The 25,837-nt window shown below is 40.6% G+C and carries 23 protein-coding genes; 15 read left to right on the top strand and 8 right to left on the bottom strand.

The genetic code is table 11. The annotated features are described in order from the left end of the window. Positions 1 to 28: 28 nt before the first annotated feature. A complete protein-coding gene (locus E5N72_RS13460) occupies positions 29 to 1,060 on the bottom strand; it encodes a LacI family DNA-binding transcriptional regulator (RefSeq protein WP_135925490.1) in 1,032 nt (343 codons plus the stop codon). A 348-nt stretch (positions 1,061 to 1,408) separates the two neighbouring features. On the opposite strand from E5N72_RS13460, the gene pgi reads away from it, so the two are divergent. The 5 genes from pgi (at position 1,409) to E5N72_RS13435 (ending at position 10,363) form a co-directional block, all read left to right on the top strand. After that, positions 1,409 to 3,055: a glucose-6-phosphate isomerase gene (gene pgi / locus E5N72_RS13455; protein ID WP_135925487.1), complete on the top strand. Its 1,647-nt coding sequence runs from the start codon at positions 1,409 to 1,411 to the stop codon at positions 3,053 to 3,055. A 280-nt stretch (positions 3,056 to 3,335) separates the two neighbouring features. Continuing rightward, on the top strand, positions 3,336 to 4,808 hold the full coding sequence (zwf, locus tag E5N72_RS13450; protein ID WP_135925485.1) for a glucose-6-phosphate dehydrogenase: 1,473 nt from the start codon (positions 3,336 to 3,338) through the stop codon (positions 4,806 to 4,808). A 5-nt stretch (positions 4,809 to 4,813) separates the two neighbouring features. Then, a complete protein-coding gene (gene pgl, locus E5N72_RS13445) occupies positions 4,814 to 5,524 on the top strand; it encodes a 6-phosphogluconolactonase (protein WP_135925482.1) in 711 nt (236 codons plus the stop codon). 653 nt (positions 5,525 to 6,177) lie between these two features. Then, a complete protein-coding gene (locus E5N72_RS13440; RefSeq protein WP_135925479.1) occupies positions 6,178 to 8,775 on the top strand; it encodes a TonB-dependent receptor in 2,598 nt (865 codons plus the stop codon). Positions 8,776 to 8,851: 76 nt separating this feature from the next. Continuing rightward, positions 8,852 to 10,363 carry a tryptophan halogenase family protein gene (locus E5N72_RS13435; protein WP_135925476.1) on the top strand — a complete coding sequence of 504 codons (1,512 nt, stop codon included), beginning with the start codon at positions 8,852 to 8,854 and terminating at the stop codon, positions 10,361 to 10,363. A gap of 38 nt (positions 10,364 to 10,401) precedes the next feature. Here E5N72_RS13435 and E5N72_RS13430 read toward each other — a convergent pair whose 3' ends face one another. Continuing rightward, positions 10,402 to 11,112 carry a DUF6445 family protein gene (locus tag E5N72_RS13430; protein WP_135925474.1) on the bottom strand — a complete coding sequence of 237 codons (711 nt, stop codon included), beginning with the start codon at positions 11,110 to 11,112 and terminating at the stop codon, positions 10,402 to 10,404. A 243-nt stretch (positions 11,113 to 11,355) separates the two neighbouring features. Here E5N72_RS13430 and E5N72_RS13425 point away from each other — a divergent pair, with 243 nt between their 5' ends. Then, complete coding sequence (locus tag E5N72_RS13425) at positions 11,356 to 12,060, top strand: SapC family protein (RefSeq protein WP_135925472.1); 705 nt, start codon at positions 11,356 to 11,358, stop codon at positions 12,058 to 12,060. A 124-nt stretch (positions 12,061 to 12,184) separates the two neighbouring features. After that, positions 12,185 to 13,219: an isoaspartyl peptidase/L-asparaginase gene (locus tag E5N72_RS13420; protein ID WP_135925470.1), complete on the top strand. Its 1,035-nt coding sequence runs from the start codon at positions 12,185 to 12,187 to the stop codon at positions 13,217 to 13,219. Between the two features lie 56 nt (positions 13,220 to 13,275). Here the strand turns inward: E5N72_RS13420 and queF are convergent, their stop codons facing one another. Beyond that, complete coding sequence (queF, locus tag E5N72_RS13415) at positions 13,276 to 14,121, bottom strand: NADPH-dependent 7-cyano-7-deazaguanine reductase QueF (RefSeq protein WP_135925468.1); 846 nt, start codon at positions 14,119 to 14,121, stop codon at positions 13,276 to 13,278. A 59-nt stretch (positions 14,122 to 14,180) separates the two neighbouring features. Here queF and syd point away from each other — a divergent pair, with 59 nt between their 5' ends. Next, positions 14,181 to 14,726: a SecY-interacting protein gene (gene syd / locus E5N72_RS13410; protein WP_135925466.1), complete on the top strand. Its 546-nt coding sequence runs from the start codon at positions 14,181 to 14,183 to the stop codon at positions 14,724 to 14,726. A 55-nt stretch (positions 14,727 to 14,781) separates the two neighbouring features. Here syd and E5N72_RS13405 read toward each other — a convergent pair whose 3' ends face one another. The 3 genes from E5N72_RS13405 to E5N72_RS13395 form a co-directional block, all read right to left on the bottom strand. Then, the gene (locus E5N72_RS13405) at positions 14,782 to 15,555 is read right to left on the bottom strand and encodes a Zn-ribbon-containing protein (RefSeq protein WP_135925464.1); all 774 of its coding nucleotides are present in this window, start codon (positions 15,553 to 15,555) and stop codon (positions 14,782 to 14,784) included. Beyond that, positions 15,555 to 15,821: a hypothetical protein gene (locus E5N72_RS13400; RefSeq protein ID WP_054553723.1), complete on the bottom strand. Its 267-nt coding sequence runs from the start codon at positions 15,819 to 15,821 to the stop codon at positions 15,555 to 15,557. Before E5N72_RS13400 ends, E5N72_RS13405 begins: the two co-directional genes overlap by 1 nt. A 201-nt stretch (positions 15,822 to 16,022) precedes the next feature. Beyond that, positions 16,023 to 16,253 carry a DUF2789 domain-containing protein gene (locus tag E5N72_RS13395; protein WP_135925461.1) on the bottom strand — a complete coding sequence of 77 codons (231 nt, stop codon included), beginning with the start codon at positions 16,251 to 16,253 and terminating at the stop codon, positions 16,023 to 16,025. 147 nt (positions 16,254 to 16,400) lie between these two features. On the opposite strand from E5N72_RS13395, the gene E5N72_RS13390 reads away from it, so the two are divergent. Continuing rightward, positions 16,401 to 17,048 (top strand): GNAT family N-acetyltransferase, encoded by a 648-nt coding sequence (locus E5N72_RS13390; RefSeq protein ID WP_135925458.1) that lies wholly within the window; start codon positions 16,401 to 16,403, stop codon positions 17,046 to 17,048. 688 nt (positions 17,049 to 17,736) lie between these two features. On the opposite strand, the gene E5N72_RS13385 is transcribed toward E5N72_RS13390, so the two are convergent. Together E5N72_RS13385 and E5N72_RS13380 are read right to left on the bottom strand one after the other, a co-directional pair. Further along, the gene (locus E5N72_RS13385) at positions 17,737 to 18,036 is read right to left on the bottom strand and encodes a DUF3301 domain-containing protein (protein ID WP_063706982.1); all 300 of its coding nucleotides are present in this window, start codon (positions 18,034 to 18,036) and stop codon (positions 17,737 to 17,739) included. Beyond that, a complete protein-coding gene (locus E5N72_RS13380; protein WP_135925456.1) occupies positions 18,037 to 19,065 on the bottom strand; it encodes a DUF3549 family protein in 1,029 nt (342 codons plus the stop codon). 126 nt (positions 19,066 to 19,191) lie between these two features. On the opposite strand from E5N72_RS13380, the gene E5N72_RS13375 reads away from it, so the two are divergent. The 6 genes from E5N72_RS13375 to zipA all read left to right on the top strand — a co-directional run bounded on the left by E5N72_RS13375 (position 19,192) and on the right by zipA (position 25,787). Then, positions 19,192 to 19,506 (top strand): YqcC family protein, encoded by a 315-nt coding sequence (locus E5N72_RS13375; RefSeq protein ID WP_135925454.1) that lies wholly within the window; start codon positions 19,192 to 19,194, stop codon positions 19,504 to 19,506. 1 nt (position 19,507) lies between these two features. Beyond that, complete coding sequence (gene truC / locus E5N72_RS13370) at positions 19,508 to 20,281, top strand: tRNA pseudouridine(65) synthase TruC (RefSeq protein WP_135925452.1); 774 nt, start codon at positions 19,508 to 19,510, stop codon at positions 20,279 to 20,281. Then, on the top strand, positions 20,268 to 20,714 hold the full coding sequence (locus E5N72_RS13365; RefSeq protein ID WP_135925442.1) for a flavodoxin: 447 nt from the start codon (positions 20,268 to 20,270) through the stop codon (positions 20,712 to 20,714). The genes truC and E5N72_RS13365 overlap by 14 nt, the downstream gene beginning before the upstream one ends. Positions 20,715 to 20,831: 117 nt before the next feature. After that, entirely contained in the window at positions 20,832 to 21,563 is a 732-nt protein-coding gene (locus tag E5N72_RS13360) for an RNA methyltransferase (protein ID WP_135925440.1), read from the top strand. A gap of 60 nt (positions 21,564 to 21,623) precedes the next feature. After that, positions 21,624 to 25,025: an AAA family ATPase gene (locus E5N72_RS13355; RefSeq protein ID WP_135925438.1), complete on the top strand. Its 3,402-nt coding sequence runs from the start codon at positions 21,624 to 21,626 to the stop codon at positions 25,023 to 25,025. A 36-nt stretch (positions 25,026 to 25,061) separates the two neighbouring features. Further along, positions 25,062 to 25,787, top strand: a complete 726-nt coding sequence (zipA, locus tag E5N72_RS13350; protein ID WP_135925435.1) for a cell division protein ZipA — start codon at positions 25,062 to 25,064, stop codon at positions 25,785 to 25,787. Positions 25,788 to 25,837 lie beyond the last annotated feature (50 nt).

Raw genomic sequence — 25,837 nt, 5'->3', positions numbered from 1 at the left:
ATAGCGGCTTTTTCGTAACTTGAATAAATTAAGCTGAGGTTGGGCCTGAGCTTTCCCGTACCACTAATGAAGGGGTAAAGGTCGTGATGATGTCTTTATCTTGATTACGTGCACCACGGGTTTTTCTAAACAATAACCGAGCGGCATGCTGTGAAATCACATCATTCGCTTGATGGGCTGTTGTTAGTTTCGGCCAAGTTTGACGCGAGAATGGCGAGTCTTCGAAACCAGTGATAGAGAGTTGCTGTGGAATTTCAATGCCCATTAATCGTGAAGCAAATAACGCACCCGCAGCCATCTCATCGTTTCCGCCAAGTAAGGCTGTAATGTTTTTCGGGTTATTCTCACCAAGCAATGCTTTTGCACCTTCAACACCAGATTCAAAAGAATATTGGCCTTCGTAGATCAGATCATCATTCAATGGGATGTTGTGATCCCTTAGCGCAGCCTGATAACCCTCTAAGCGTTCAGTTGTTGATTTATGTTCTTTGTCGCCGCATAAAAAGCCGATATTTTTATGACCAAGCGAGAGTAGGTGAGCAGTAATTTCGTACGCTGCCGCGTAGTCATTTACATAAATACAGGTGTCTTGATCTTCCTCTGTAGGACGACCAGAAAGCACACGCACATAATGAATGCCCATTTCGTCAAGCATTTCTATGATACTGTTTTGCTCTGAAAGAGGTGGCGTTAATACAAGGCCTGCCAAACGCGAGCGCTTGATCATGGTTTTAAAGTCTTCTTGCATATTCGCATCAAGATAGCTGCATGGATGAATAACCAACTCATAGCCTTCTTCTTTGCAGCGTGATAGCACCCCATTTTGCATGTCGATAACATAGTATGCATTGGGGTTGTCATATACCAGACCAACAGTAAAAGACGATGTGCCTGCAAGGTTACGAGCTGCAAGGTTTGGCTGATAGTTCAACGTGTTTACAGCGTCCATCACTATGTCGTACGTTTTTTTTCTGACAGATGGCTCTTTATTGATCACTCGCGAAACAGTTTTCATTGAAACACCAGCGAGTTTGGCTACATCATTTATGGTTACTTTCATACAGTTACTTTATAGTTAGTTATATTTGTATTATAATAATATCGAAAAGTGTTCACCAGAGCGCTTTTTCTTAATAGGTACATTAATATTTAATATAAGTTAGTTAGTGTATCTAATGTTCTACCAAATTAGCAGTAAAATAATTGAGATAATTTTTATGATACCGGTGTCAAAAGAGAAAAATTGCGCTATTATCTCGACTATAAAATGTAAAAGTAGAACATTGACAGCGTTGTCATTTTAACTTAGTGTTAATTTTCATCGTGTTTTTAATTGCTGTCTTTATTCAACATTAATAAAAAGATAGTTAAAAATCAGTTTGTTGCAAGTTTTGAGGGGATTATATATATGAGCAGCCGTTCGCAATTAGCTAGTTGGCAAGCACTATCTGAAAGTGCCAAGAAGATGAAACAAATTCATCTTAAAGATTTATTTGCCAAAGATAGCACGCGTTTCGAGCAATTCTCAGCTCAGATCCCAGGCGTATTATTCGATTACTCGAAGCAACAAATTGATAAAACAGTTTTTGAACAATTAATCTCTTTAGCGAAAGAGTGTGACATTAGCGCATGGCGCGAAAAAATGTTCAGTGGTGAAAAAATTAACATTACTGAAGACCGTGCTGTACTTCATACTGCACTTCGTAACCGTGCTAATACAGCTATAATGGTTGATGGTGAAAACGTAACAGACGCAGTAAACGCTGAGCTTGCTAAAATGAAAGCGTTCGTTAGCAAGGTTCGCAGTGGCGAGTGGTTAGGCTACACAGGTAAAGCGGTGAAAGATGTCGTTGCAATTGGTGTAGGCGGTTCAAATTTAGGCCCGCAAATGGCAACTGAGGCGCTTGCAGCCTACGCTGATGACACATTAAATGTTCATTACGTATCAAATGTTGATGGTGTTCAGATTGCATCAGTTTTACAAGGTTTAGACGCTGAAACGACGTTATTTGTTATTTCATCTAAAACGTTTACAACATCAGAAACCATGACTAATGCTAAATCAGCGGTTGAATGGTTTTTGCAAACGGCACAGGCTCAAGAGCACATTGCTAAGCACTTTGTTGCTGTTAGTACAAATTTAGAGAAAACAGCAGCTTTTGGCATCGCTGATGAAAACGTATTCACAATGTGGGATTGGGTAGGCGGTCGCTTTTCATTATGGAGTGCGATAGGCTTACCAATTGCCTTGTATTTAGGCTTTGAAGCATTTGAAGAAATCTTAGAGGGTGCGTTTGAAATTGATGAGCATTTTAAAAATGCTGAATTTGAAAACAACGTACCATTATTAATGGCGCTTTTAAGTGTTTGGAATACGAGTTTCTTAGGTTATACGGCGCAAGCTATTTTACCTTACGACCAAGCATTACACATGTTACCTGCATATTTACAGCAAGGTGAGATGGAAAGTAACGGTAAGCACGTTACTTTTGATGGTGAAACAGTGTCTTACACAACAGTACCTATTATTTGGGGTATGACTGGTATTAACGGCCAACACGCATTTTACCAATGTCTGCACCAAGGTAATGTAATTGTACCAGCTGACTTTATTGCCTCAATTGAGCCGCAAGTAAATGTTGGTAAGCACCATGATATCTTATTATCAAACTTCTTTGCACAAACCGAAGCAATGATGGCTGGTGTTGATGCAGAGCAAGTAACTGCTGATTTAACCGCAAAAGGTAAATCTGAAGCAGAAATTGCAGAATTATTGAATCACAAGATTCATCAGGGTAATCGCCCAACAACCTCAATGTTATTAGACAAGGTTGATGCAAAAACAGTTGGTCGCTTAATTGCACTTTATGAGCACAAGATTTTCTGCCAAGGCATCATCTTAGAAATCTGTTCTTTTGATCAGTGGGGTGTAGAGCTAGGTAAAGGACTTGCTTCTAAAATTGAAGCTGAATTATTTGATGACACAGTAAGTCATCCGCATGACAGTTCAACGAATGGACTGATCGCTTACTATAAAACGCATCGTAAGCAGTAACTGATTCGCAGCAATAGCTGCAAAACGGATACCTTTGAACGGGTAGCGCTGGAGTTCTTAGGGCCTGTATTTTTGTGAGAGGATTTACAGAGCCCCTAAGACTCATTTACTTCAGCCAATACAAGAATAATGAGTAAGCTACTCACAAAACAAATTCAACAGGTTTTGTTAATGGAACTATCAAACAAAGCCAGATCAACCAGATAACAACGAGCATTGCCAAATTTCATGAGAGTCATGGAGTTTATTTATTCGGCATTGCCAATGTAGAGAGTGATATATGCTAAATCCATTTGATATCGTAATTTTTGGGGGCGGTGGTGATCTTGCGTTACGCAAATTGCTTCCTGCAATGTATCGCGCTTATCAAGAAGGTAATTTACCTCAAGGTTCGCGCATCCTTCCTACGGTACGTGACCAAAACAAATGCAAAGAATATATCGAGACGGCTCATAAAGCTTTGCAAGAATTTTTAGGTAAAGGCGAATACAACGCAAAAGATTGGAAAGCGTTTGCATCTTACCTAGTTCCTGTTGTTTCAAATGTTACTGAAGCCGATGATGACTGGGATAAGCTAAGAGATATTTTAAATGAACACGATGCTGATAAGTCTCGTGTTTTTTACCTTTCATTACCACCTGCAGTATACGGTAGCTGCTGTGAAATTTTATCTTCAAAAGGGTTAATCACAGAAACATCACGTGTAGTGGTTGAAAAGCCAATTGGTTACTGTGGTGAGTCAGCAGAAGCAATCAATGCGAAAATTGCTGAATACTTTAATGAAGAACAGATTTTCCGTATTGACCATTACTTAGGTAAAGAAACCGTACAAAACTTAATGGCACTGCGTTTTTCAAACTCACTGTTTGAAAACCTTTGGGATGCTAAGTCAATCGATAACATCCAAATCAGCTTATCAGAAACAGTGGGCCTAGAAAGCCGTGCTGGTTTCTACGATAAAGCCGGTGCATTACGTGATATGGTGCAAAACCACTTGCTACAGTTACTTTGCTTAGTAGCAATGGAATCACCAAATAAATTAAACGCAAACAGCATCCGTACTGAAAAGTTAAAAGTGCTTGAGTCGTTACGTCCATTAGTGGCTGAAGATGTTGATGCGAACATCGTACGTGGTCAGTACGTGCCAGGTAACTTAGACGGTAAAATCGTCCCTGGTTACTTAGAAGAATTAAACGAAGGTGCGAGTAAAACTGAAACATTCGTTGCTATTCGTGCGCATATTGATAATTGGCGTTGGGCTGGTGTGCCTTTCTATCTTCGTACTGGTAAGCGTATGAAAAAGCGTTGTGCTGAAATCGTTGTTGAATACAAAAAGGTTTCACACAATGTTTATACAGACAACGTAGGTAATATTGAGCCAAACCGTCTCGTTATTCGTCTGCAACCTGAAGAAACAATTCAATTAACATTGATGTCTAAGCGTCTTGATAACCTTGAGATGCAGTTAGAGCCAGTAACAATGAACATTGAGTTATCTCAGGCTTATAGTAATGGTTTCCATTCAGATGCTTATAAGCGCTTAATGTTAGATGCTGCGGCAAATAATCCATCACTGTTTATTCACCGTGATGAAGTGCGCCAAGCTTGGAAATGGATTGATCCAATTATTGAGCGCTGGCAAGAAAAAGGCGCCCCTTCGTTATACCGAGCAGGTACTTGGGGACCGGACGATGCTGATGAATTGTTAGAAGAAAACAATCATGTATGGTTTAACACAGGCGATAAGGCGTAATTAAGATGGCAACAATTGTTGAAAAATTCTTTGCAAACAAAGACGAATTAACAGCTGAGCTTTCTTCAAGCCTTGAACAAAGCCTTGTTGCTGGTATTAAAGAAGATGGTCGCGCGGTACTGATGGTATCGGGTGGCTCATCGCCGGCACCAGCTTATAAGCATTTATCAAACCTTGAACTTGACTGGGCAAACATTGATGTAGCTATGGTTGATGAGCGTTGGGTTGATGCTGATCATGAAAAAAGTAATGAAGCATTTATCAAAAGCACGCTGTTACAAAACCATGGCGCTGCAGCTAATTTCGTAACGATGAAAAATGACGCATTAACGGCTCAAAATGGTGTGGCTGATTGTGAAGCTGCCTATAAAGCATTAAAGCGTCCTTTTGATGTGACGATTTTAGGTATGGGTCCTGATGGCCACACAGCATCACTTTTCCCACACGCCGAAGGCCTTGAACATGGTTTAGCCACAGATGATTTAGTGTGTGCAATTAACGCCATTGAAAGTGATGTAACTGGCAAGATCACTGAGCGTATGACGCTAACTTTATCTGCAATCGCAGATTCTAAAGTTGTTAAGCTATTAATTAGCGGTGAAGAAAAACTTGCAGTATATAAACAGGCTAAAGAGGGCGGTGCAGTTGCTGACATGCCTTTGCGTGCAGTATTAAATCACCCACACATCAATATTGAAGTTTATTGGGCACCTTAATCGCCTAATCAAACCAACTTATCTAAAGCGAGCTTAGGCTCGCTTTTTTGTTGTTAAATATTCACTTTAAACAAACCATTTCGTATCAACGCACTTTCTTAAAATAGCGCCATAAAGTGTTAGACAAGTACAAAATGGCCCTATATAATTAAAATGACAACGCTGTCATTGTTATTAATTGTTATTCTCAAACCCCTTTAGCTTACTCTGCCCAGAAAAAGTTAAAAATAAATTGTACATGACAGAGTGCTTTTAGAAACAAGCTAGTTTCTTAAGCTAATCAACTGTTAGATAACAGTTTTTATATAACTTTTAGTTATGGTTAATAGTTGTACAGTGGCAACTTAAGCTTACAAAATTACACGTTATTTTTAGCTGTTTTCAAAAACTCATCCTTTTGGTCTTTTCATCTGTAATATCACTCATGCTATATTTGCGCCGTTTATTTGTAACAATTCTTAAAAACTCAATATTAAATATTAGTTATATCAATTACTTGATTATTTCGTTGTAAATTTTTTGCACAAATTAACCAAAAAGATGTAGCACAAATGTAATTTAGAGTGTATGGTTTGTTACTAGATGACAGCGTTGTCATCATCACTGGGCAGAAGTGATATAAAAAACCAACAAAATGATTCAAGGGGAATCCTGTGTTAGCTAAAAATTTTAAGAAAAGCTTATTAGCAGTTAATATCGGCCTCGTAATGAGTGCTGGGTTCACTGGCGCTGCATACGCAGCAGAAGAAACTAAAGTTCAAGAAGATGTTGAAGTAATTGAAGTTCGCGGTATTCGCCGTTCACTTGAAGCTTCAATGAATACTAAGCGCTTTGCTGACAGCGTTGTCGATGCTGTTTCTGCAGAAGATGTCGGTAAGTTTCCTGATAGCGATGTAGGTGAAGCACTTGGTCGTATTTCAGGTGTTGCTGTTAACCGTGCTTTTGGGCAAGGCCAGCAAGTGTCTATTCGTGGTGCATCTGCACAATTAACGCGTACTTTACTAAATGGACACTCAGTTGCTTCAACAGGGTGGTATGATCAACAGTCTATCGATAGAAGCTTTAACTACACATTACTTCCACCTGAAATGGTCGGTGGTATTGAAGTTTATAAGTCATCTCAAGCGAATCTCGTTGAAGGTGGTATCGGTGGTACGGTAATCGTAAACACTCGCAAACCTTTAGATCTTGACTCTAATACTCTTTTTGGAAGTGTAAAAGCTGACTACGGTACGATCTCAGAAGAAACAGATCCTGAAATCTCTGGTCTTTATAGCTGGAAAAATGATGAAGAAACGTTTGGTGCGCTTGTATCAGCAGCATTTTCTGAAACAAATTATCAACGCAATGGTATTGAGTCTTTAGTAGGTTGGGGTGACATTGTTCCTTCAACATTCCAACAACAACGTGAACGTACAGCTATTAACGCAGTGTTCCAATACCGCCCGACTGATGAACTAGAGTTAGGTCTTAACATAATGACTTTAGACTTATCAGCTGATAATGCTAACACGTCATTATTTGTTATGTTCCCTGATGACAAAGATGCAGCTTGTGAGCAAGTTAATGTTGATGGAACATGTACTTTCTATCGCCGTTCAGGTGATGGCGCAAATCCAGGTTGGGCACAAACTTGGGCTCGTGCAGGTTCAATGACTTCAGATACTTTTGACTTCGACTTTAAGTATTTAGGTGAAAACTTCGAACTTAAAGGTCGAGTTGGTAATACCCAATCTGAAGGTGGTACAGATTTAACAGCAAACTATGGTTTCTGGTTAGGCACTCCAGCAGACTATGCCGGCACCTATGATGCGACAGGCGATGTTATTGATATTAATGTTGCAAATAAATCATTCACGCCAGATGACTTCCAAGGACAATTATCTTCAGCAGGTTGGGCTCTTAAGAAACAGCCGAATACGGACGAAGAGACTTATGCACAGTTTGATTTAACTATCCCTGTAGATTTTGGCGCAATTACAGCTATTAAAACAGGTTTCCGTTGGGCTGATCATGAAGTTAAGCAAGAAACTTATACTGCAAACTTAGTTGACTCAATCGCTGCATACGATGCTTCTCGTTATTACTCAGGTACGGTGTCTTCTGGTGCAGGCTATACATTACCAGAGCCAAAGCTTGATCAAATGATTAGTGATGGCTACGCTGCTATTACCAGCTTCGATAATACATCTATCGCTTATAAATCTGGCTACGGTACGATTCAAGAAGAAAATATCTCGTTATACGCAATGGCTGATTTTTCAGCAGAAGGTATTCGCGGTAACTTTGGCCTAAGATATGTTTCTACAGATGCAGAGTCTGATTATTATGCATTAAATGCTAATGGTGACTATGGTAACGGCCTTAGCACTGAAAAAGCAGACTACAGTGAAGTATTACCAAGTGTTAACGTTGCGTTTGACCTAACTGAAGATATGATTCTGCGCTTCTCTGCTGCACAAGTTATCTCTCGTGCTAATTATGCGGATATGTTTGCAGCATCTTCGTTGTCTGGTTACGAAGATGGCACAATTGGTAATGAGGTAATTACTACAGGTAATATCGGTCTTGAACCGTTTAAGGCAACACAAGCTGATTTCGGTATTGAATATTACTTTGATGGCGACGGCATGATAAGTGCGGCTTACTTTATCAAGGATATTTCTTCATTTACTAAAGTTGACCAAATTCTGAATCAAAGCATAGGCATTGTAGACCCAGATTCAGGTGTTGATAACTGGACAGTTGCTACTAAAGGAACTGGTTCAGGTGGTGAAATTCAAGGTATCGAGCTGCAAATTCAAGATGGTTTTGATAATGGCTTTGGTTATCAAGCAAACTATACTTGGGTTGATTCAGAAGCGCCTGCAGAGAACTTCCCTGACCGCATCGAATTATTCTCTGACTCTTCAGAGCATACGGTTAACTTAGTTGGTTACTATGAAGCAGATTTCTATAGCGTACGTTTAGCGTATAACTGGCGCTCAGAGTATATGGTTCGTGAAGCACCTTACTTCTATGGTAACCGCGAGCATCAAGACTATGGTACGCTCGATCTAACAGCTAAGTTTGCTGTAACTGACTACCTAGACTTAACATTTGAAGCGGTTAATATCACTGAAGAAGATAGTATCCAAATTGGTACTGCTACAGGTGATGCTGAGGTTAAACCAGAGCTTCGTAACGGCTATCCAGCATGGAGCTTTGAAGGTGAAGCACGCTACAAGCTAGGTGTATCACTACGTTTCTAAGTTGATTTAGATAACGAAATTAAGAAAGCCCAGCTTGTACTGGGCTTTTTTGTGAGTAAAAAGTGGGCGAGTAAAAATGATAAAAAAAATCGCAATTGTTGGTGGCGGAACAGCAGGTTGGTTAGCTGCTAACCATTTGGGGCATGCGCTTTTACATAGTGGCATTGAGATCACGTTAATCGAGTCACCAAATATTGCCAGCATAGGTGTAGGTGAAGGAACTGTTCCTTCGATGCGCAACTCATTGCAAAAGTTTGGTATCAGTGAAAGTGACTTTATCAATGAATGTGATGTTACTTTTAAGCAGTCAATCAAGTTTGTAAATTGGCTAGATAAACACAAACATGGTGCTAACTTTTACCATCATTTATTTGATCATCCACATATATTCGGTGAGGAGTTAACGCAGCAGTGGCTTGCTGACGGTAACGGCAATGACTACGCTGAATTTGTTTCTAAGCAGCATGTGTGCTGTGAAAAAAATCTAGCGCCAAAAACAATCGCAACACCGCAATATGCCGGTATCAACGGTTATGCTTATCATTTTGACGCTAAAAAGTTTGCTTCATTCTTAGGAAGCCATGCCACGCAACATTTTTCCGTAAAACATCTTTTTGCTGAAATTAAAGATATAACCTGTGATCAGCAAGGCTTTATTACACATCTAATTGACTCAGAAGGTAACGCCTTAGAGTTTGACTTTATTATTGATTGTTCTGGTTTTTCGGCTGCCTTTATCGGGCAAAAACTAGGGGTCGGTTTTGTCGATAAATCAGATAGCTTATTAACCGACACCGCAATCACCTTGCAAGTGCCTACACAAAGTGAAGATGAAATACCGCCTTATACTATCGCCACAGCACACCAAGCTGGCTGGATCTGGGATATTGCGCTTACAGAGCGAAGAGGAGTGGGTTTTGTTTATTCATCTAAGTATATGAGCGATGAGCAAGCTAACGAAAAATTACATCGTTACTTAGGTAATAAATTTGAGCATTTAACGCCAAGAAAAATCCCGATGAAAGTAGGGCACAGAGAAAAAATGTGGCACAAAAACTGTGTTGCTATAGGGTTATCGCAAGGCTTTGTTGAGCCACTTGAAGCCACAGCTATTTTAATTGCGGACTTTTCTGCAGGGTTATTAGCTAAACGTTTTCCGCGCAGCCGCGATGACATTAAATTAGTTGCTGATGATTACAATCAGCACGTGAATTATGTATGGCAGCAAACCTTTGATTTTATAAAGATGCATTACTGTATTTCGGATAGAACCGATTCGGCCTTTTGGCGTGATAACAAGAAAACCGAGCAGCTATCAGAAAAACTAAAAAATAACCTAACACGTTGGCAGCGCTTTACACCGGTACGAGAAGACTTTGCCAGTAAGTTCGATTTATTCGACTTAGAAAACTACTTATACGTACTGTTTGGTATGCATTATGTACCAGCCAAGCAGCAATCTAAGCAGAACGACAATCAACACGTTGCTGAATTTAAACAGCAACGCGTCAAGCAGTTATTAAATGAGCTACCTAAGCACAGAGAGCTGTTAGATAAAATAAAGAAATTTGGCTTACAGAAAAACTAGTTTTCATTAACTGAGCTGGCTAAAAACCATTAGCCAGTTCAGTTAATTCTAAAAAACGAAGAGATAGATAAACGGCTGTTGTTAATATCATTGTTGTACTTTTTGTTATTAAAAAGAGCTGCGCTATGCAGTAGATTGCTCTTATAAATTACTAACCTATTTACCTTTGCTTCAATATTCACTACTTTTTCAAAAAGCTCTGTGGTTTCATTTAAATAGCCCTGATGAGTTGCGCTGTGCTTTTCAGTATCAGCAATCATTTTATGTACGCTATTTTGATTATCAGCTGTCACTTTAATGATGTTGTCAGGGCGGTATTTGTAAATGCCCGTACCACCCCATTCTTTAGCAGATAAATAATGCACTGCTGCAAATGTTTTATCGTCCGTCGAGTCAATATGTGGCATACGCTGTAAGGTATTTAGTTCGTCCGCATTTTGTGTAACTAATGAAAGCTTGCAGCGGTGTAGATATAAATTATTTTCACTGCTTGTAATTATCCCTTGCTCTAAAAGCTCATTAATTAACTGCTCAAAAGCACGATAGTAAGGCGCTGGCATTTCATCACGCTTACCGGGGTAGAGCGTTCCATCACTACCGAAAGGCTGGAAATAAGCTGTTTCTGTAGCAAATTGATAAATAGGCTCAAGGCTGTGTAAAAAGTCATCAATAATAATGACAGTCTCATTAATTTCAGCAATGAAAACGCTGCTTATTTTATAGTCTTTATTTAAATGATAGCCTTCCATTGTTTGCCTCATTATTTCCATAATTGTTGAATATACTAACAAAAATAGTGGCTTATGCGTGATAATATTTACTTGTTTATAGTTTGTTTTTTCATCATTTGGGATTGATTGGTAAGGCGGGTAATTTTGTTAATCTATAATGTACAAACTGCCACAAAATTTTCACTTCCTTTTTGTTGCCAAAACCTATAGGCTTTGGGCACTAACAGCAAAAACATATTATAAAATTAATGGAGCAGTATCATGGCGGAGCAACAAGTACAGCCTTTACATAACGAAAAACATGCCAACACTAAAATCCAAAATGGCATCAATATCGAGTTTATGAAAACTCAGCACTTAGTACCTGTGGTTGCACACGAATTTGCACGCATCGCAAATGAATTCCCAATGGCATTTGTTAAAAACAACGAATCAGGTCAATTCCAAGCAGTTGCGTTATTTGGTCTAGAGCCAGGCGAAAACCTTTTCATCCAAGATGGCAAATGGACTGCGGCATTTGCTCCAATGGCAATGACTCGTTATCCACTTGGTCTTGTTAAGCACCCAGAAGCTGACCAATTTGGTATCGTAATTGACGAAGCAAGCCCATTAGTAAGTGAAGAAGCGGGTAACGCACTTTTCGAAAACGGTGAAGAGACCGATTATCTTAAACGTCGTAAAGAAGCACTTGTTTCTTACATTGAGTTTTCGCAAGTAACAGAAGCATTTACTAAATTCTTAGCAGACAAAGAATTATTAGTAGCGCAAACGCTAACAGTAGAAATTAAAGGTGAGAAAAAAGACATCAACGGTATCTACCTTGTTGATGAGAAAAAACTTAACTCACTAAGCGATGAAGAGTTCTTAGAACTTCGCAAACGTGGCTACCTAGCACCTATCTACTCTTTCTTAACGTCTACTCACCAAGTAGCTCGTTTAGCACGTTTAAAAGCAGCGCAAGCTTAATTTTAAACTGCTGAAAAAAGCGCCATTAGGCGCTTTTTTTGTTTCTTTCATCGGTTAAAGCTTGAAATACAGCGCTGAATTATTCACATTGGGCTTACAAACTAAAATAAATATAAGTGCCCTTATGCTAAAAACATTACTTACCTCAGCCATTGCGCTTAGCGCATTATCATTTAGTACCCTAAGCCACAGTAGTGATCAACCTTTTGCTATCGCTATTCATGGTGGTGCAGGCACCATAGAAAAGAGTCGCTTCACACCAGAACAAGAAAAAGCCTATCGTGAAAAACTAAAAGAAGCAGTTGAAACCGGCTATGCGGTACTCGAAAAGGGCGGCGAGAGCTTAGATGCCATCACTGCGGCAATTAATGTGCTTGAGAACTCACCGTATTTCAACGCAGGTCGCGGTGCTGTGTATACTTATGATGGTGCTCATGAGCTTGACGCATCAATTATGGATGGCCGTACACGCCAAGCAGGTGCTGTTGCAGGGGTTAAACATATTGAAAACCCTATTAATCTGGCTCGCCTAGTGATGGAAAAATCAGTGCATGTCATGCTCAGCGGTCAAGGTGCCGAAGAGTTTGCAAAAACCCAAGGTATGCCGCTGGTTGAAAACAATTTATTCGATACAGATCATCGCTACAAGGCATTATTAAAAGCCAAAGAAAAACTCGATAAACAAAAAGTAACTAGCAAAGACTACCAAGCAGCACATAAAGCTCTGCCTGTTAATTACAAAATGGGCACCGTTGGTGCAGTTGCACTTGATAAAAACGGCAATATTGCTGCAGGTACTTCAACAGGTGGTATGACTGCAAAACGCTTTGGCCGTGTGGGCGATTCACCCGTGATTGGTGCAGGTACGTTTGCTGAAAATGAATCATGTGCAGTATCTGCGACAGGGCATGGTGAGTATTTTATTCGCTACAATGTGGCAGCTGATATTTGTGCTCGCGTAAAATACCAAGGTAAAACCATTGTTGAAGCGGGTAACGAAGTGATCCACGATGTATTAATGCCTATAGGTGGCACAGGCGGTGTGATCATCATTGATGCTAAAGGGAACATCAGCTTGCCGTTTAACACCGCTGGTATGTATCGTGCGAGTAAATCAAATACATCACCAACGTATGTGGGGATTTTTAAAGACGAGTAATGAATCTTCAGACAATAAAAAACCGAGTTGAACTCGGTTTTTTATTGTCACCAACGTTATTGGCGATTAATTTTTACCTTGAAGGGAGTTTCATCTTGATTAGTTGAGCGGTAAGGGTTGATATCTAAACCGCCACGGCGTGTATAACGCGCATACACTTCTAACTCTTCGAGGTTTAACTGTTGCATTAAATCGCAGTAAATACGCTCTACACATTGCTCATGAAACTCGTTATGAGTACGAAACGAAATTAAGTATTTTAATAAGGCTTCATGGCAAATTGCTTGGCCTTTATAACGAATAATCACACTCGCCCAATCTGGCTGCGAGGTGATCAAACAGTTCGATTTTAGTAAATGGCTGTGAAGGGTTTCTGAGACAACCTCATCACCATTATGGCGAAGTGAGGTTGCATCAATATCATAGCTGGTGATTTCGATATCGAGATCATCAATACACTCACCCGGTAACGCTGTAAAAGGTAAACAGTTGAAATCGTCTGCTTGGTATAAGGTAACTAACACCTGTGCATTTACCGCATCTGATAAGTCTTTGCTAAGCACTTGATGTACGTCTTCTAGCGTCTCAAAGCGTGTCTGATTAAAGCTATTCAGATACAACTTGAATGACTTAGACTCAATGATGTGACTGCTTTGGCAAGGAAATACAAAAGTAGCCACAGCGACCATTGGCTTACCCTTGCTATTTAGCCACGATAATTCATAGCCAGTCCAAATATCTTGGCCTTTAAACGGTAAGTTATCTTCGCTAACACCTAAAGCATCACGGTTTAGTTTGCGGGCAATAGGAAACAACAAACTTGGCGTATAGGTATCAACATATTCTGTGCTTTTACCAAGAACACTGTCTTTTAGTTCGGTTGAGTTGCTGTAATCTGTCATCTTTACACTTTTGTAGTTACAATGTTGGCATTATACCTAAAGCCAATGAGTTTCGCAGTATGTCTGTTTCTATAAAACTAGATAAGTTACATCAAGCATTTAGTGAAAAATGCCTAGAACGCACAGGAAAACTTCCTGTTATTGAACATGATACAGCATGGCCAAGTCCATGTGAGCAGGGCGAAGTTGATGAGCAGGGGCTTATTCAGTGGTGTCCAGTCCCACAACAACCTGCCGGCAGTTTAGATGACCTCGCCAAGGCGCTCGAGTTATCTTTTCCTGAAGACTTAAACCCCTTATTTGGTCATCTTTATGCGGGTAACTTGTTATTGAATGTTGATGATCATCACATTGAATTGCTACAAGCATGGAATGAAGATGATTTTAGCCGCTTACAGCAAAATATTACGGGTCACGTACTGATGAAGCGTAAGCTAAAGCAGCCAGAAACCGTGTTTATAGGCCTAACAGAGCAAGATGATCTGCTTATTACTGTATTAGTCGAAAGCGGTGAGGTTTGTTTAGAGTACGTGGGTAAAAAACCGCATCATGTATTAGCAAATAGCATCAGTGAGTTTTTAGATAAAGTAACGGTATATGCTTAAAAAGTAAAAAGGGGCGATTGCCCCTTTCGTGTATCTGGTTATTGCCTATATTTGGTTATTGAAAGTCCCACGAGATATTCGAAACAATCCCACAAGGCTCACAACGAAAATCAAATAAGCCAAACCATGGCTCAGGTAATTTCCACTCGCCATCGCAACTTGGGCAGCGACGTTTAAGCTCTGACTCTTTATCAACGCCACCAACACGGTATAAATAGTAATAAACCGGCTTCTTGGTTAGAAAACTAATACGCTTAGTGATATCGCGACCACGGCGATATAAGTCACTATTGATGCTAGTTAGCTCTTCAAGCGCAGGAAATTCACAACGGGTTGCACCATTGATCTGAATTTGATCGCACGCTTGCCAGTCTTCTTGCCATTTTATTAGTGTTTTATAATCGCCATTGGCAATGGCCGGAATGCGAAATAACGGCACAGGTAAAAAGTCATCACCACAATAGAGCGGGCTACAGGTATGCACATACGTAGTGTATAAAATATAGCACGACGGATCATGACACATGTCAGCGCCATTTGAGTGAATATCTTGGCCGACCACTTTAACTTTTGGTGCAAGTAAGCCCGCGGTGTGTAATTGCTCAATACTGTGCTTTACAAACGGACTATGATTGAGCGGATGCATCGCATCTTCGGTCGGGCACATCACACGGGTAATGAAAAATCCATCTTTTAAAACCGTTGGAAATTCATCACCAATGATTTGGCCGTTAAAACGAAGTGCATTAACTAGGCGGTTTATTGCCTGCTCAGCAAGCTCTAGGGTAGTATCTTGGTAGCAATCAAAAGTCAGATCGACAACAAACATTATTTTTTCTCAAGCAGTGCTAATAACCTGTCTAATTTAGCTTCAATACGGTCCAATTGACTTTCTTTTGGTGTACTCAGTTGTTCATTTGACGGGTTATTGATGAAGTTATTAATTGAATCCGGATTGTTTTTATATTGGCTAACCGCGGCGATGATCACAGGCATCGGCATAGGTTGTGTTAGCTTACTTTTGGTTAAGGCAACTGTTGGGGTTTTACCTTCGTCAAGAAGGGTTTTAATTGCATCAAATACAACGGCATTCATTTTTGTATAAACTCTTTAATAAAGACTAATACCAACTCGTAAAATTACATAATGAAATAAACGAGCAAGCATAAAAAACATCACAGTGTATGGCTGCGATGCGCGCGTATGGTAGCAATAATAGAGGTGTTGTGAAATTACTTTCCTTATTTGTGGCCGAAAAGCAGATGCAATTTAGGCCACAAATAAGCATTCATGTTTTTATTGACGCAGTCGCGCGTCTAATTCATCAATCACCTCACTCCAAGCCCCATCTTCAGCTAGCGATTCAGCTAAAAAATGCTGCTGAGATTCATCCCAGAATGGAGCATCCTGTAAGAGGGTGGTATCTGACAGTTGATGCGATGCTATGAAAGCATCTATTTCACTTTCTTTGCTTGGCAAACCAAGTTGTGCAAATAAGGTCGAAATGTCATGTTTTGTCGTATCCATAGTTCTGCTCCTTGTGTATGGCGATATTTATTACTGCTTGAACTTAATGATGATGAACCGCAGTTTAACTTACGCTGAATTTGTCTTTAATCGCTGTTAGGTATATACCTTATAGTCTAGTACGAAAATAATAAAACAAATAAAAGGATGAGTATTTTGACAGTTGCTGAACCCGAAACCTTAAGTGTGCAATACCTTAGTGCTGAAGACATCAGCACTGCCGCAAGCCTTATTTATCAAGCCTATCATGACGACCCTGTTCTTCAGAATGTACTAGGTTTTCAACAAGATAACCCAAGTAAATATGAAACTAAATTACGTGCTTTGGTACGTGAAGAGCTAGCAAGTTTCTGGCAAGAAAAACAGCCATTAATAGGTCTTTACTCGCAAAGTAGATTAAAAGCGATTGCCTGTGTATTTGATTCTGCAAGTGAACTACAAGCTGAACGATATTGGCATTGGCGCTTAAAATTAATGCTCAGTGCGGGTTATTTGCAGACTAATCAGCTTATAGAAAAAGAGCGAACTATCCGTGAAGCGCTTTCGAGCAAGGGCCATTATTTGTTTTTAGCCTTCATTGCCGTTGATCCACATTTTCAGGGGCAAGGTTTCGGCAGATATCTGCTACGAGGTCTTGATGATTTAGTTGAGTCAAGCAGTCAAACAAGTGGTTTAGCAGTATTTGTTACTCGCCCTGAGCAGCGCGAATTCTTTAGTTCTGAAGGGTTTGAGGTATTCAAAGCCCTAAGCTTTAACCAAGTCGAAGGAGACTTAATGTTTAAAGCAGTAAATTGACGAAAGGACGTTTTGGAAATAGTAATGTGAGATAAGTCTCACATTACTGTGCGCTTTGTCAGTTTAATGCCTTTAAATCTGTACCCAAAAAAGCTTATTCTAATGATTTTAAACGATTTATTATTTTTTGCATTTTTGTGACTAAGAAAAAATTCATTTTTATGCCTATCAAGATTTCCTCTTTTCTCTAAACTTAATCATGTCAAGAAGACACAGGTTCAATGATTGAACTGATGCCAAGGATTAGGATTATGGCAACAAAGCAAGATGCTTAGCAGGAAGCAAAGGGACAAGTGCTAGGGAAGCAAGGAAGAACTAGGATACTGCCAGGATGCAGTACGATCGCGGAGCGATTGAAAAGGCCTGACCAAAGGATGATTTAGCAGGAAGCTAAAGGAGCGTTTGGAAAACGAAGTGGATAGCCATTGATGGCAAGAGGACGGCACTAGGATGTGTTAAATGTTACAAGATGTAGCATGGTGGGTGTATCGGATGTATACCCGTTCAGGGGATAGATAAAAAGGCAGCTTCGGCATAAGTACGGATACTTAATCATGGAAGTAGCAAGATTGGGGCGTGGCTAATAGCTACGCCTTAGTTCTTTCTGGGGGTTATACTTCTCGCACCAACAATTACTTTGTAAAACTCGCAACTCGCAACTCGCAACTCGCAACTCGCAACTCGCAACTTAAATTTTGTGCGGCGGTATTACTACGCTTTTAAGTAATTCATTTTCCATGATCAAAACGCCTTGATACACGCTTTGCCCATCACTTGAGAACTCAAAAATAAACTCGCTTTTAATACCAGGTTTACCGCTTTTTAAAATGCCCACTCTGCGTTTATTGCAAGCAACACTCATCAATTGCACATTCAATTGCTCAATTTGTCTTTGTGCATGAAGGTTAGCTGCTTCGGCTACTTTTCTGTTTAACCAAAAAAAGTAGATGATGCTGCCAATGATGATGAGTGTCCACAAGCCTGCCATTTACGAGAATAACCTTCCAATTGCGCGAGCGAGTGTTTCGCTACGATTTTCTTTTCTTAATAAACCTAGTAGGTGAGGGCGAATACTAGGAATTGCAACTAAATCGGTGAAAATACTCACAAACAGTTGTTCAATCTCAGTATGGTGCGCACAGCAATCCATAAACACATGTAAGCGCTCTGGGTCTTCAAGGGTGCTAAAACAACGCCCTGCAATCGTTAATAGTACATCTGACTGGGTGTTCATATCAGAGCGCAATACAGCATCAACCAATTGCGCAGTTAAACCTTGCGCTGGTGTTTTTGATAAGCTTCTAAGAGCTGCAACAAGGGCGATGTCATCTTTTTGCTCTATCGCATTTAAACCATAGGCTAACAATTGCTCTGCAAACACGGGTTCGATTGCCACATGTTCAAGCATTGCACTCAGCGGCTGTAATACTTCGACTGGTAATTGCCCCCAAGCGGCTTGTAGATTTGCTAAATTGGTGTCGTTATCTAAACGCATCGCAAAGTCAGCAATACCTTGTACTGCAACACTTTGCCAATTATCAAAACCCAGTTTGCCTGAAAAATACAGCTGAGCATATTCGTAATACTGTGAAGCACTTTGCTTAAGTAAACATTTAACCTGCGCATTAAATGCTGCTAGCTTGTTAGCGTTTGGCGTAAATACATACGGGTTGTTATCAAGTTTGCCTTCGGCATTTTCGCCGGTAATTTCTGTACCAAGTGCTTCAATAACCATATTAGCGAAATGGTCGCGGCTTGCGCTTACAAGACGGCTTTGCTCATCAAGTGGGAATTTTAAAAACCATACATAAGGTTCTTTAGATGCTTTTACATCCCAAAATTGAATAGCAAGCCAAGCATGACCAGCAAGCGGGTATGGGTAAGGGATTTTTGTTTCTTCAATGGCAAGAAATTGTTTTTTGTCTAATTTCGTGATGTGTCTGCCAATATCGAAGGCACGCCAAGTGGTACCTGCTGCATCCAGAAGTTGCCCTAGTGTGGCGATCTGCTCAGTCATAAAATCTCAATTACCGTTATTAATCTATATCAGCCGCGAATTATACGCCATACCATGGCGCCTTGGAACAGGGTATACTAGGGTCTGTTTACCTTCCCTAAGTAAAAAGGTATTAAGAGTTTTACAATGCATCAACAGACTTTGGCGCTGCTGCGCGAATTAGAATCCACATTACAACGCCATTCACTTTGGCAAACAACAGCTATTGACCCAAGTGCGCTCAATTCTAGTGTACCGTTTTGCCACGACACTATGGCTTTTGAGCAATGGCTGCAATTTGTTTTTCTTGAAAAAATGCACGCTCTCATAGCACATGCTCAGCCTTTACCCCGTAATTTTGTAATTGCGCCTATGGCTGAAATGATGCTGGCACAACATAGTGGCGGAAATGATGTGATTGCCGTTTTACAAAAACTCGATCAACTTTTAAGTGATAACTAACATGCAAGAGATTGTTAAGCCACAATTTGACGAGTTAACGATTCTGTACCGCGATGAAAATTACATCGCGATTGATAAACCGTCAGGTTTATTGGTTCACCGTTCGTTCTTAGATAAACACGAAACCCAATTTGCAATGCAAATGCTGCGTGACCAAATTGGTCAACACGTGTTTCCTGTTCATCGTTTAGATAGACCAACGTCAGGCGTATTACTGTTTGCGTTAAGCTCAGAAGCAGCCCGTGACATGAACCAGTTATTTATTGATGGGCAAATTGAAAAGCGTTATTTAGCCTTAGTTAGAGGCTTTTTAAACGAATCAATCTTCTTAGATAAACCTTTAAAAGAAGAGCTTGATAAAATTGCCGATAAGTTTGCTGATCAAGATAAAGCGCCGCAAGAAGCACAAACGCAATTTCATTGCCTGCACCAAGCAAGCCTACCTATTCCAATTGGTAAGTACCCAACAGTTCGTTACTCGCTGGTGGAGTGTTTTCCAAAAACTGGCCGCAAACATCAAATTCGTCGTCATTTAAAACATTTATCATTGCCTATTATTGGTGATGTAAATCATGGTGATAATCAGCATAATCAATTTTTTAGAGAGCATTTTCAGCTTCGTCGTTTAATGTTATTTGCCTCTGAATTAAAGTTTGTGCACCCTTATAGCAAGCAACCAATAACAATTAGAGCGCCATTAGGCGATGCAATGTTAACGATTTGCCAGCAACTTGGCTGGCCAACAGAAGAAAAGGATTATTATGGCAACCATTAGTATTTTTGTCGGCAGTGTCTACGGCGGTGCTGAGCGTTTAAGCGAACAAGTTATTGAAGTTATTGAAAAGTCAGAGCATCAAGCGCAATTAGTTGAAAATGGCAGGGTTGATGACATGCTGGCTGCGTCACATATTTTGGTGATCACATCAACAACGGGTCAGGGTGATATTCCTGATAACTTAGTCGCTTTATATAGCCAATTAAACGATCAATTCCCTATGTTAACAGGCAAGCAATACGGCATTATTGCTATGGGCGACCGCAGTTATGGCGATACGTTTTGTGGTGCAGGTCGCAGCTTTGATGAGCTATTTCGCGATTTACAGGCAAAACCTGTTGGTCATCGTTTAGAAATTGATGCTTGCGAAGATTTTGAGCCTTGGCCTGTTACTGAGCCATGGTTAAATGAATGGCTGACGAAAATTAGTTAATGACTCTTATTAGCTAGTGTCTCTTAAAAGTGCTGATTGAATAAGCAATTGGCACTTTCCCCTTGGTTTTTCGAGTACAGAATCTGATATACTAAACCATCATTTTATGAGGCTGTTATGATTTCAAAAAACCAACTGAAACTAATTCGTGCATTAGGTCAGAAGAAATACCGTAAGCAATATAACCAGTACCTTGTTCAAGGCGAAAAAAATGTACTTGAATTACTAAACAGTGGTTTAAGTATTGCTCATATTTTTGCGACTCCTGCATTTATTTCTGCGCATCAAACAGCGCTTGCAGCCCATCAAGTCATTGAAGCAGATGAAGACAGCCTAACTAAAGCCAGCACGCTGGTGAGTAACAACGCCGCAATTGCCGTTGTTGATATGCCAAGTGAGCAAGCATTACCAACATCAGGACTTATTTTAGCCCTTGATGGAGTGTCGGATCCGGGTAATTTAGGTACCATTATTCGTGTTGCTGATTGGTATGGTATTAAGCATATTGTTACCAGCACAGACAGTGCGGATGCTTATAATCCGAAAACTATTAGCGCAACTATGGGGTCATTTGCTCGCGTGAGTGTCTCACAAACTGATTTAACCAGTTACTTACCAAGCCTAAAACTCCCAGTGTATGGTGCATTTTTAGAAGGTGAGAACATTCACAAAACTGCTCTTAAGCAAGATGCCGTATTACTCATGGGCAGTGAATCTCATGGTATTCGTGCTGATTGCGAAAGCTTAGTTACTGATAAAATCACTATTCCGGCTTATGGCCAAGCAGAATCGCTTAATGTAGCCATGGCAACGGGTATTATTTTAGATAATTTTAAGCGCCACGCTTAACCTTTTACCCTAAAGTGGGTTAAATTGAAGAATAACAATAAAAATCGGTAAAACAATTAGATGCGCTTAAGCACCATAAAATTAGCGGGTTTCAAATCGTTTGTTGAACCCACTAAGATCCCATTTCCTGATCAGATGACATGTGTTGTCGGCCCGAACGGCTGTGGCAAATCAAATGTCATCGATGCAGTGCGTTGGGTGCTAGGTGAAAGCTCAGCTAAAAACTTACGTGGCGATGCCATGACCGATGTTATTTTTAACGGCTCAACTAATCGAAAACCTATTTCACAAGCCTCTGTTGAGTTGGTGTTTGATAACACCAGTGGCCATTTACCGAATACCTTTGCTGATCGAAACCAAGTGGCGATTAAGCGCTTAGTGACCCGAGATGGTCAGTCAATTTATTTTCTAAATGGTAGTAAATGCCGTAAGCGTGATATTACCGATATCTTCTTAGGAACAGGTCTTGGCCCGCGCAGCTATGCGATTATAGAGCAGGGCATGATCTCGCGTTTAATTGAGAGCAAACCGGCTGACTTGCGTGTTTTTTTAGAAGAAGCCGCGGGAGTTTCAAAATACAAAGAGCGTCGTCGTGAAACGCAAACCCGCATTAAAAGCACCCGCGAAAACCTTGAGCGACTGCTTGATGTAAGGCAGGAGTTGCAAACACAGCTCGATAAACTTGCAGTGCAATCAGTCGAAGCAAAAAAATACCGAGAGCTAAAAGCCACTGAGCGCACCTTAAAAGGGCAAATTGCGGTTTTAAAGTGGCAGAAGTTACACCAACAACAAATCGATAAAGCTGAGCAAATCAATAAACTTAAAGAGCAAATCCAGTTCTTTAAAGAAGCGCATTCCGGCCATGATGATGTGTTAGCAAGTCTTGAAAATCAGGTGCAACTTGAGCAGCAAAAATTGCAAGATGCTCAGCAGGCTCAGCATCAAACACACACTGAGTTAACGCGCAAAGAGCAGCAACAGATTAGCCTAAAGCAGCAACAACAAACACTTAGCCAAAACCTTATCAAACAGCAACAACTGCAGTTACAAAACAAAGAGCTGCAAGAAGAGCAACATGCATCGGCTGTAATGTTACAAGAGCTGCTACAAGAAGCGATTGAGCAAAGTTTACTGTGCGCTGAGCAAGTTGCAGAGGTAGAGCAACAAGTTGCTGAACAACATCAGTATAAACAAAGTGCTGATGAGCAATACCAAAGCACCTTACAAAAGAATCAAACTCATGCTAGTGATATTACCGTTGCAAAGAGTCAACAGGCTCACTTTGCCCAAACTGTTGCGCAACTTGAATCTCAGCAGGCACAACTTGACGCTGAAATTAGTGAGCTTGAAGCAACTCCTGTTGCAGCGCAAATTGCTGAGCAACAACAGCATATTCAAACACTGACTAAAGAGCTTGCTCAGCAGCAAAGTGCGCTTAATAAGCTCACTCAGAATCTAGAACAAGCTGATAAAGAGCAACAGCATTTAGAGCAAGATTTTAGACGGGTTCAACAGCATAGTAATGAAAACAAAGCCAGTATTGCAGCGCTTAACTCTTTGTTATCAGAGCAAACCGACAGCGAAAGTGTCTCTCTATTGGTGCAGTTAAAGGTGGCTTCTGGCTTTGAGCCGCTAATTGAACAAGCCCTACTTGGCCTTGAGCATCTAAAGGTCAGTCAACATAAAGAGGCTAACAGTGTTTGGCCTGCTAATGAGTGTGCGGCTGTGCCAAAAGAGTCATTAGCTAATTATATCGAATCGGGTGCTTACCCTGATTTATTAGCACGGTTTGCATTTCAACCTTGTTTTGATGACGCTATTTTGGCGGATCCATATTGGCTGGCAGTGATTGATGAAGAAGGCTGTATTCATGGTCGTAACTTTCACACCGATGCCAATAAAGACGCCGACAATTCTTTGCTTTTAAAGCATGCTCAGCTTAGCGATGCACAGCAGTTAGATGAAGAGCTCAACGAGCAATTAGAAACCAAGCAGCAATTGCTAAACGAGCATCTAGCACATAAGAAAACGCTCATCGTTGACAAAGAGCAACACAGAGAGCGAATTCACCAAGCGGCTCAGCAGATTGCATCGGCTAGCACTCGACGCGATATGTTGCTTGAGCAGCAAACGCAGTGGCAAAACCAGCTTGTTAAGTTACAACAGCGTGAAACCTTACTGGCTGAGCAAAAGCAAAATGCCGATGAGCAGCAACAAGCCCAGCAGAGTTTACTTGAGCAATTGCTAGAGCAGCAATTAACGCTGGAAACAGAACTCGAGCAGGCTAAACAACGACAAACTGAGGCAAATAACAACTATCGCCAAGTTGCGTCTCAGCTTGAGCAATATAAAACGCAGGCTCACCAAGCAAATTTGGCTGAGCAAAAAGCTCGCAGTGAGTGTCAACTTAGCGAAACCAAATTGCAACACGCCAATGCCGCCCAAAGTGCTGCAAGTGAGGCTGTGTTAGAACTTAATGAGCAACTAGAAGAGTTAGTGATCCCGCTTGAAGAGGTGGCAGAGCAAATCATGCTATTGCTTGAAAAGCATCAACAAAGTGACGTTGAGCTGAAAAACTTGCAAGCGGCCTTGAGTCAAGCTAAAAAGGAGCTTGCTGATAAGCAAACAGCGCTGAAATCGTCGCAATCTGAGTTGGTGACGTTACAAGAGCAGTTGCAAGCATTGGCACTGGATGAGCAAAGTTTAATCGTTAAAGCACAAGCTGCTCTAGAGCCACTTGAAGAACTTGAACAAAATTTAAAAACAGTACTTGAAGAACTGCCTGACAGTGCCAATTTAAATAGTATGCAAGCTATGTTGACTAAAACCACCCAAGCTTTAAATGAGCTTGGCGCAGTAAACTTAGCAGCAATTGATGAATTTGAGCAGGCCAAGCAGCGTAGTGATTATTTAAATCAGCAGCTTGATGATTTAACACAAGCGTTAAATACCCTTGAAGGGGCGATTCAAAAAATTGACCGAGAAACAAAAAACCGTTTTAAGGCCACGTTTGAACAAGTAAATACAGACTTTGGGGAATTATTCCCGAAAGTGTTTGGCGGTGGTAGTGCCTACCTTGAATTGACCAGTGATGATCTACTCGAAAGTGGGGTAAGCATCATGGCAAGGCCACCAGGCAAGAAAAATTCGACAATTCACCTGCTTAGTGGTGGAGAAAAAGCGCTGACCGCATTATCATTAGTGTTTTCAATATTCAGGCTCAATCCAGCTCCATTCTGTATGCTAGATGAAGTGGATGCGCCATTGGATGATGCAAACGTGGGTCGTTTTTGCCGTTTGGTAGAAGAGATGTCACAATCAGTACAATTTATTTATATCAGTCATAACAAGATTGCCATGGAAATGGCAGGCAGATTGACCGGTGTAACTATGGCTGAACCGGGTGTTTCACGAATGGTTGCTGTAGATATAGAACAAGCTGTGCAAATGGCACATGCATAAATTTAGTTAGGCATATCAAATAATAAAGGTGAGGGGATGGCCGAAGAATTAAGATGGGCTTTAATCGTAATCAGTGTATTTGTCATTGGTGGTTTATTAATTCACGGCTTATGGTCGGTGCGTAAAAAAGACAGTCCAGATGCACCAGCGCAAGAACGGGTCGAACCGAATGAAACAACTTCTGAGATATCAGAGCCTGCTCCAGTTCAGTCGCAAGAACGTGACGAGCCTGAGTTTGGAGATTTAAGCTTTTCCGCGCAACATAATGATGAACCCGTTGTTTCAGATGAGATTTCAGAATCACCTGAAGCAGAGCAGACTGAAACTGACGAAGAGCAAGAAGCACAAGCTCCAACTGACTTCATTATTGTGCATTTGCAGATGCCTGAAGATGCAGTTATGAATGGCAGCCAGCTATTGCCAGCCGTTAATATGTTAGGCTTTAAGTATTCTGAAGAGGGCTTCTTTAACCGCCATTTAGACCCTGCTGGTACAGGTCCGGTGTTATTTCGTTTAGTGAATATGTATAACCCAGGTACGTTTGATATCGATAACATGGAACAGTTTAGTACCGCGGGTATCAGTTTATTTATGACCTTACCATGTGATGGTGACGGTTTAAGTGCATTTAATATGTTGCACAGTGCAGCTAAAAAGCTAGCTGATGAATTTGGTGCGACTATTTTAGATAGCAACCGTGAAGAGATGACGGTTGAAAGCGTACGTGAATATGTTGAGAAAGTTCGCAGCTTCTCAGCTTAATCGCACGCACAGATAATAAGTTTTAGGCCACTTGGCGTTAAGTCGTCTAA

The organism is Pseudoalteromonas sp. MEBiC 03607, from assembly GCF_004792295.1.
In the GTDB taxonomy this organism is placed as follows: Bacteria; Pseudomonadota; Gammaproteobacteria; order Enterobacterales; family Alteromonadaceae; genus Pseudoalteromonas; species Pseudoalteromonas lipolytica_C.
This window is presented reverse-complemented; position numbering and strand designations above follow the sequence as displayed.

Excerpts from the sequence above, each read along its gene's own strand:
- E5N72_RS13460 (WP_135925490.1), bottom strand. The coding sequence starts at position 1,060 with ATGAAAGTAACCATAAATGATGTAGCCAAACTCGCTGGTGTTTCAATG.
- pgi (WP_135925487.1), top strand. The coding sequence starts at position 1,409 with ATGAGCAGCCGTTCGCAATTAGCTAGTTGGCAAGCACTATCTGAAAGT.
- zwf (WP_135925485.1), top strand. The coding sequence starts at position 3,336 with ATGCTAAATCCATTTGATATCGTAATTTTTGGGGGCGGTGGTGATCTT.
- pgl (WP_135925482.1), top strand. The coding sequence starts at position 4,814 with ATGGCAACAATTGTTGAAAAATTCTTTGCAAACAAAGACGAATTAACA.
- E5N72_RS13435 (WP_135925476.1), top strand. The coding sequence starts at position 8,852 with ATGATAAAAAAAATCGCAATTGTTGGTGGCGGAACAGCAGGTTGGTTA.
- E5N72_RS13430 (WP_135925474.1), bottom strand. The coding sequence starts at position 11,112 with ATGGAAGGCTATCATTTAAATAAAGACTATAAAATAAGCAGCGTTTTC.
- E5N72_RS13425 (WP_135925472.1), top strand. The coding sequence starts at position 11,356 with ATGGCGGAGCAACAAGTACAGCCTTTACATAACGAAAAACATGCCAAC.
- E5N72_RS13420 (WP_135925470.1), top strand. The coding sequence starts at position 12,185 with ATGCTAAAAACATTACTTACCTCAGCCATTGCGCTTAGCGCATTATCA.
- queF (WP_135925468.1), bottom strand. The coding sequence starts at position 14,121 with ATGACAGATTACAGCAACTCAACCGAACTAAAAGACAGTGTTCTTGGT.
- syd (WP_135925466.1), top strand. The coding sequence starts at position 14,181 with ATGTCTGTTTCTATAAAACTAGATAAGTTACATCAAGCATTTAGTGAA.
- E5N72_RS13405 (WP_135925464.1), bottom strand. The coding sequence starts at position 15,555 with ATGTTTGTTGTCGATCTGACTTTTGATTGCTACCAAGATACTACCCTA.
- E5N72_RS13400 (WP_054553723.1), bottom strand. The coding sequence starts at position 15,821 with ATGAATGCCGTTGTATTTGATGCAATTAAAACCCTTCTTGACGAAGGT.
- E5N72_RS13395 (WP_135925461.1), bottom strand. The coding sequence starts at position 16,253 with ATGGATACGACAAAACATGACATTTCGACCTTATTTGCACAACTTGGT.
- E5N72_RS13390 (WP_135925458.1), top strand. The coding sequence starts at position 16,401 with ATGAGTATTTTGACAGTTGCTGAACCCGAAACCTTAAGTGTGCAATAC.
- E5N72_RS13385 (WP_063706982.1), bottom strand. The coding sequence starts at position 18,036 with ATGGCAGGCTTGTGGACACTCATCATCATTGGCAGCATCATCTACTTT.
- E5N72_RS13380 (WP_135925456.1), bottom strand. The coding sequence starts at position 19,065 with ATGACTGAGCAGATCGCCACACTAGGGCAACTTCTGGATGCAGCAGGT.
- E5N72_RS13375 (WP_135925454.1), top strand. The coding sequence starts at position 19,192 with ATGCATCAACAGACTTTGGCGCTGCTGCGCGAATTAGAATCCACATTA.
- truC (WP_135925452.1), top strand. The coding sequence starts at position 19,508 with ATGCAAGAGATTGTTAAGCCACAATTTGACGAGTTAACGATTCTGTAC.
- E5N72_RS13365 (WP_135925442.1), top strand. The coding sequence starts at position 20,268 with ATGGCAACCATTAGTATTTTTGTCGGCAGTGTCTACGGCGGTGCTGAG.
- E5N72_RS13360 (WP_135925440.1), top strand. The coding sequence starts at position 20,832 with ATGATTTCAAAAAACCAACTGAAACTAATTCGTGCATTAGGTCAGAAG.
- E5N72_RS13355 (WP_135925438.1), top strand. The coding sequence starts at position 21,624 with ATGCGCTTAAGCACCATAAAATTAGCGGGTTTCAAATCGTTTGTTGAA.
- zipA (WP_135925435.1), top strand. The coding sequence starts at position 25,062 with ATGGCCGAAGAATTAAGATGGGCTTTAATCGTAATCAGTGTATTTGTC.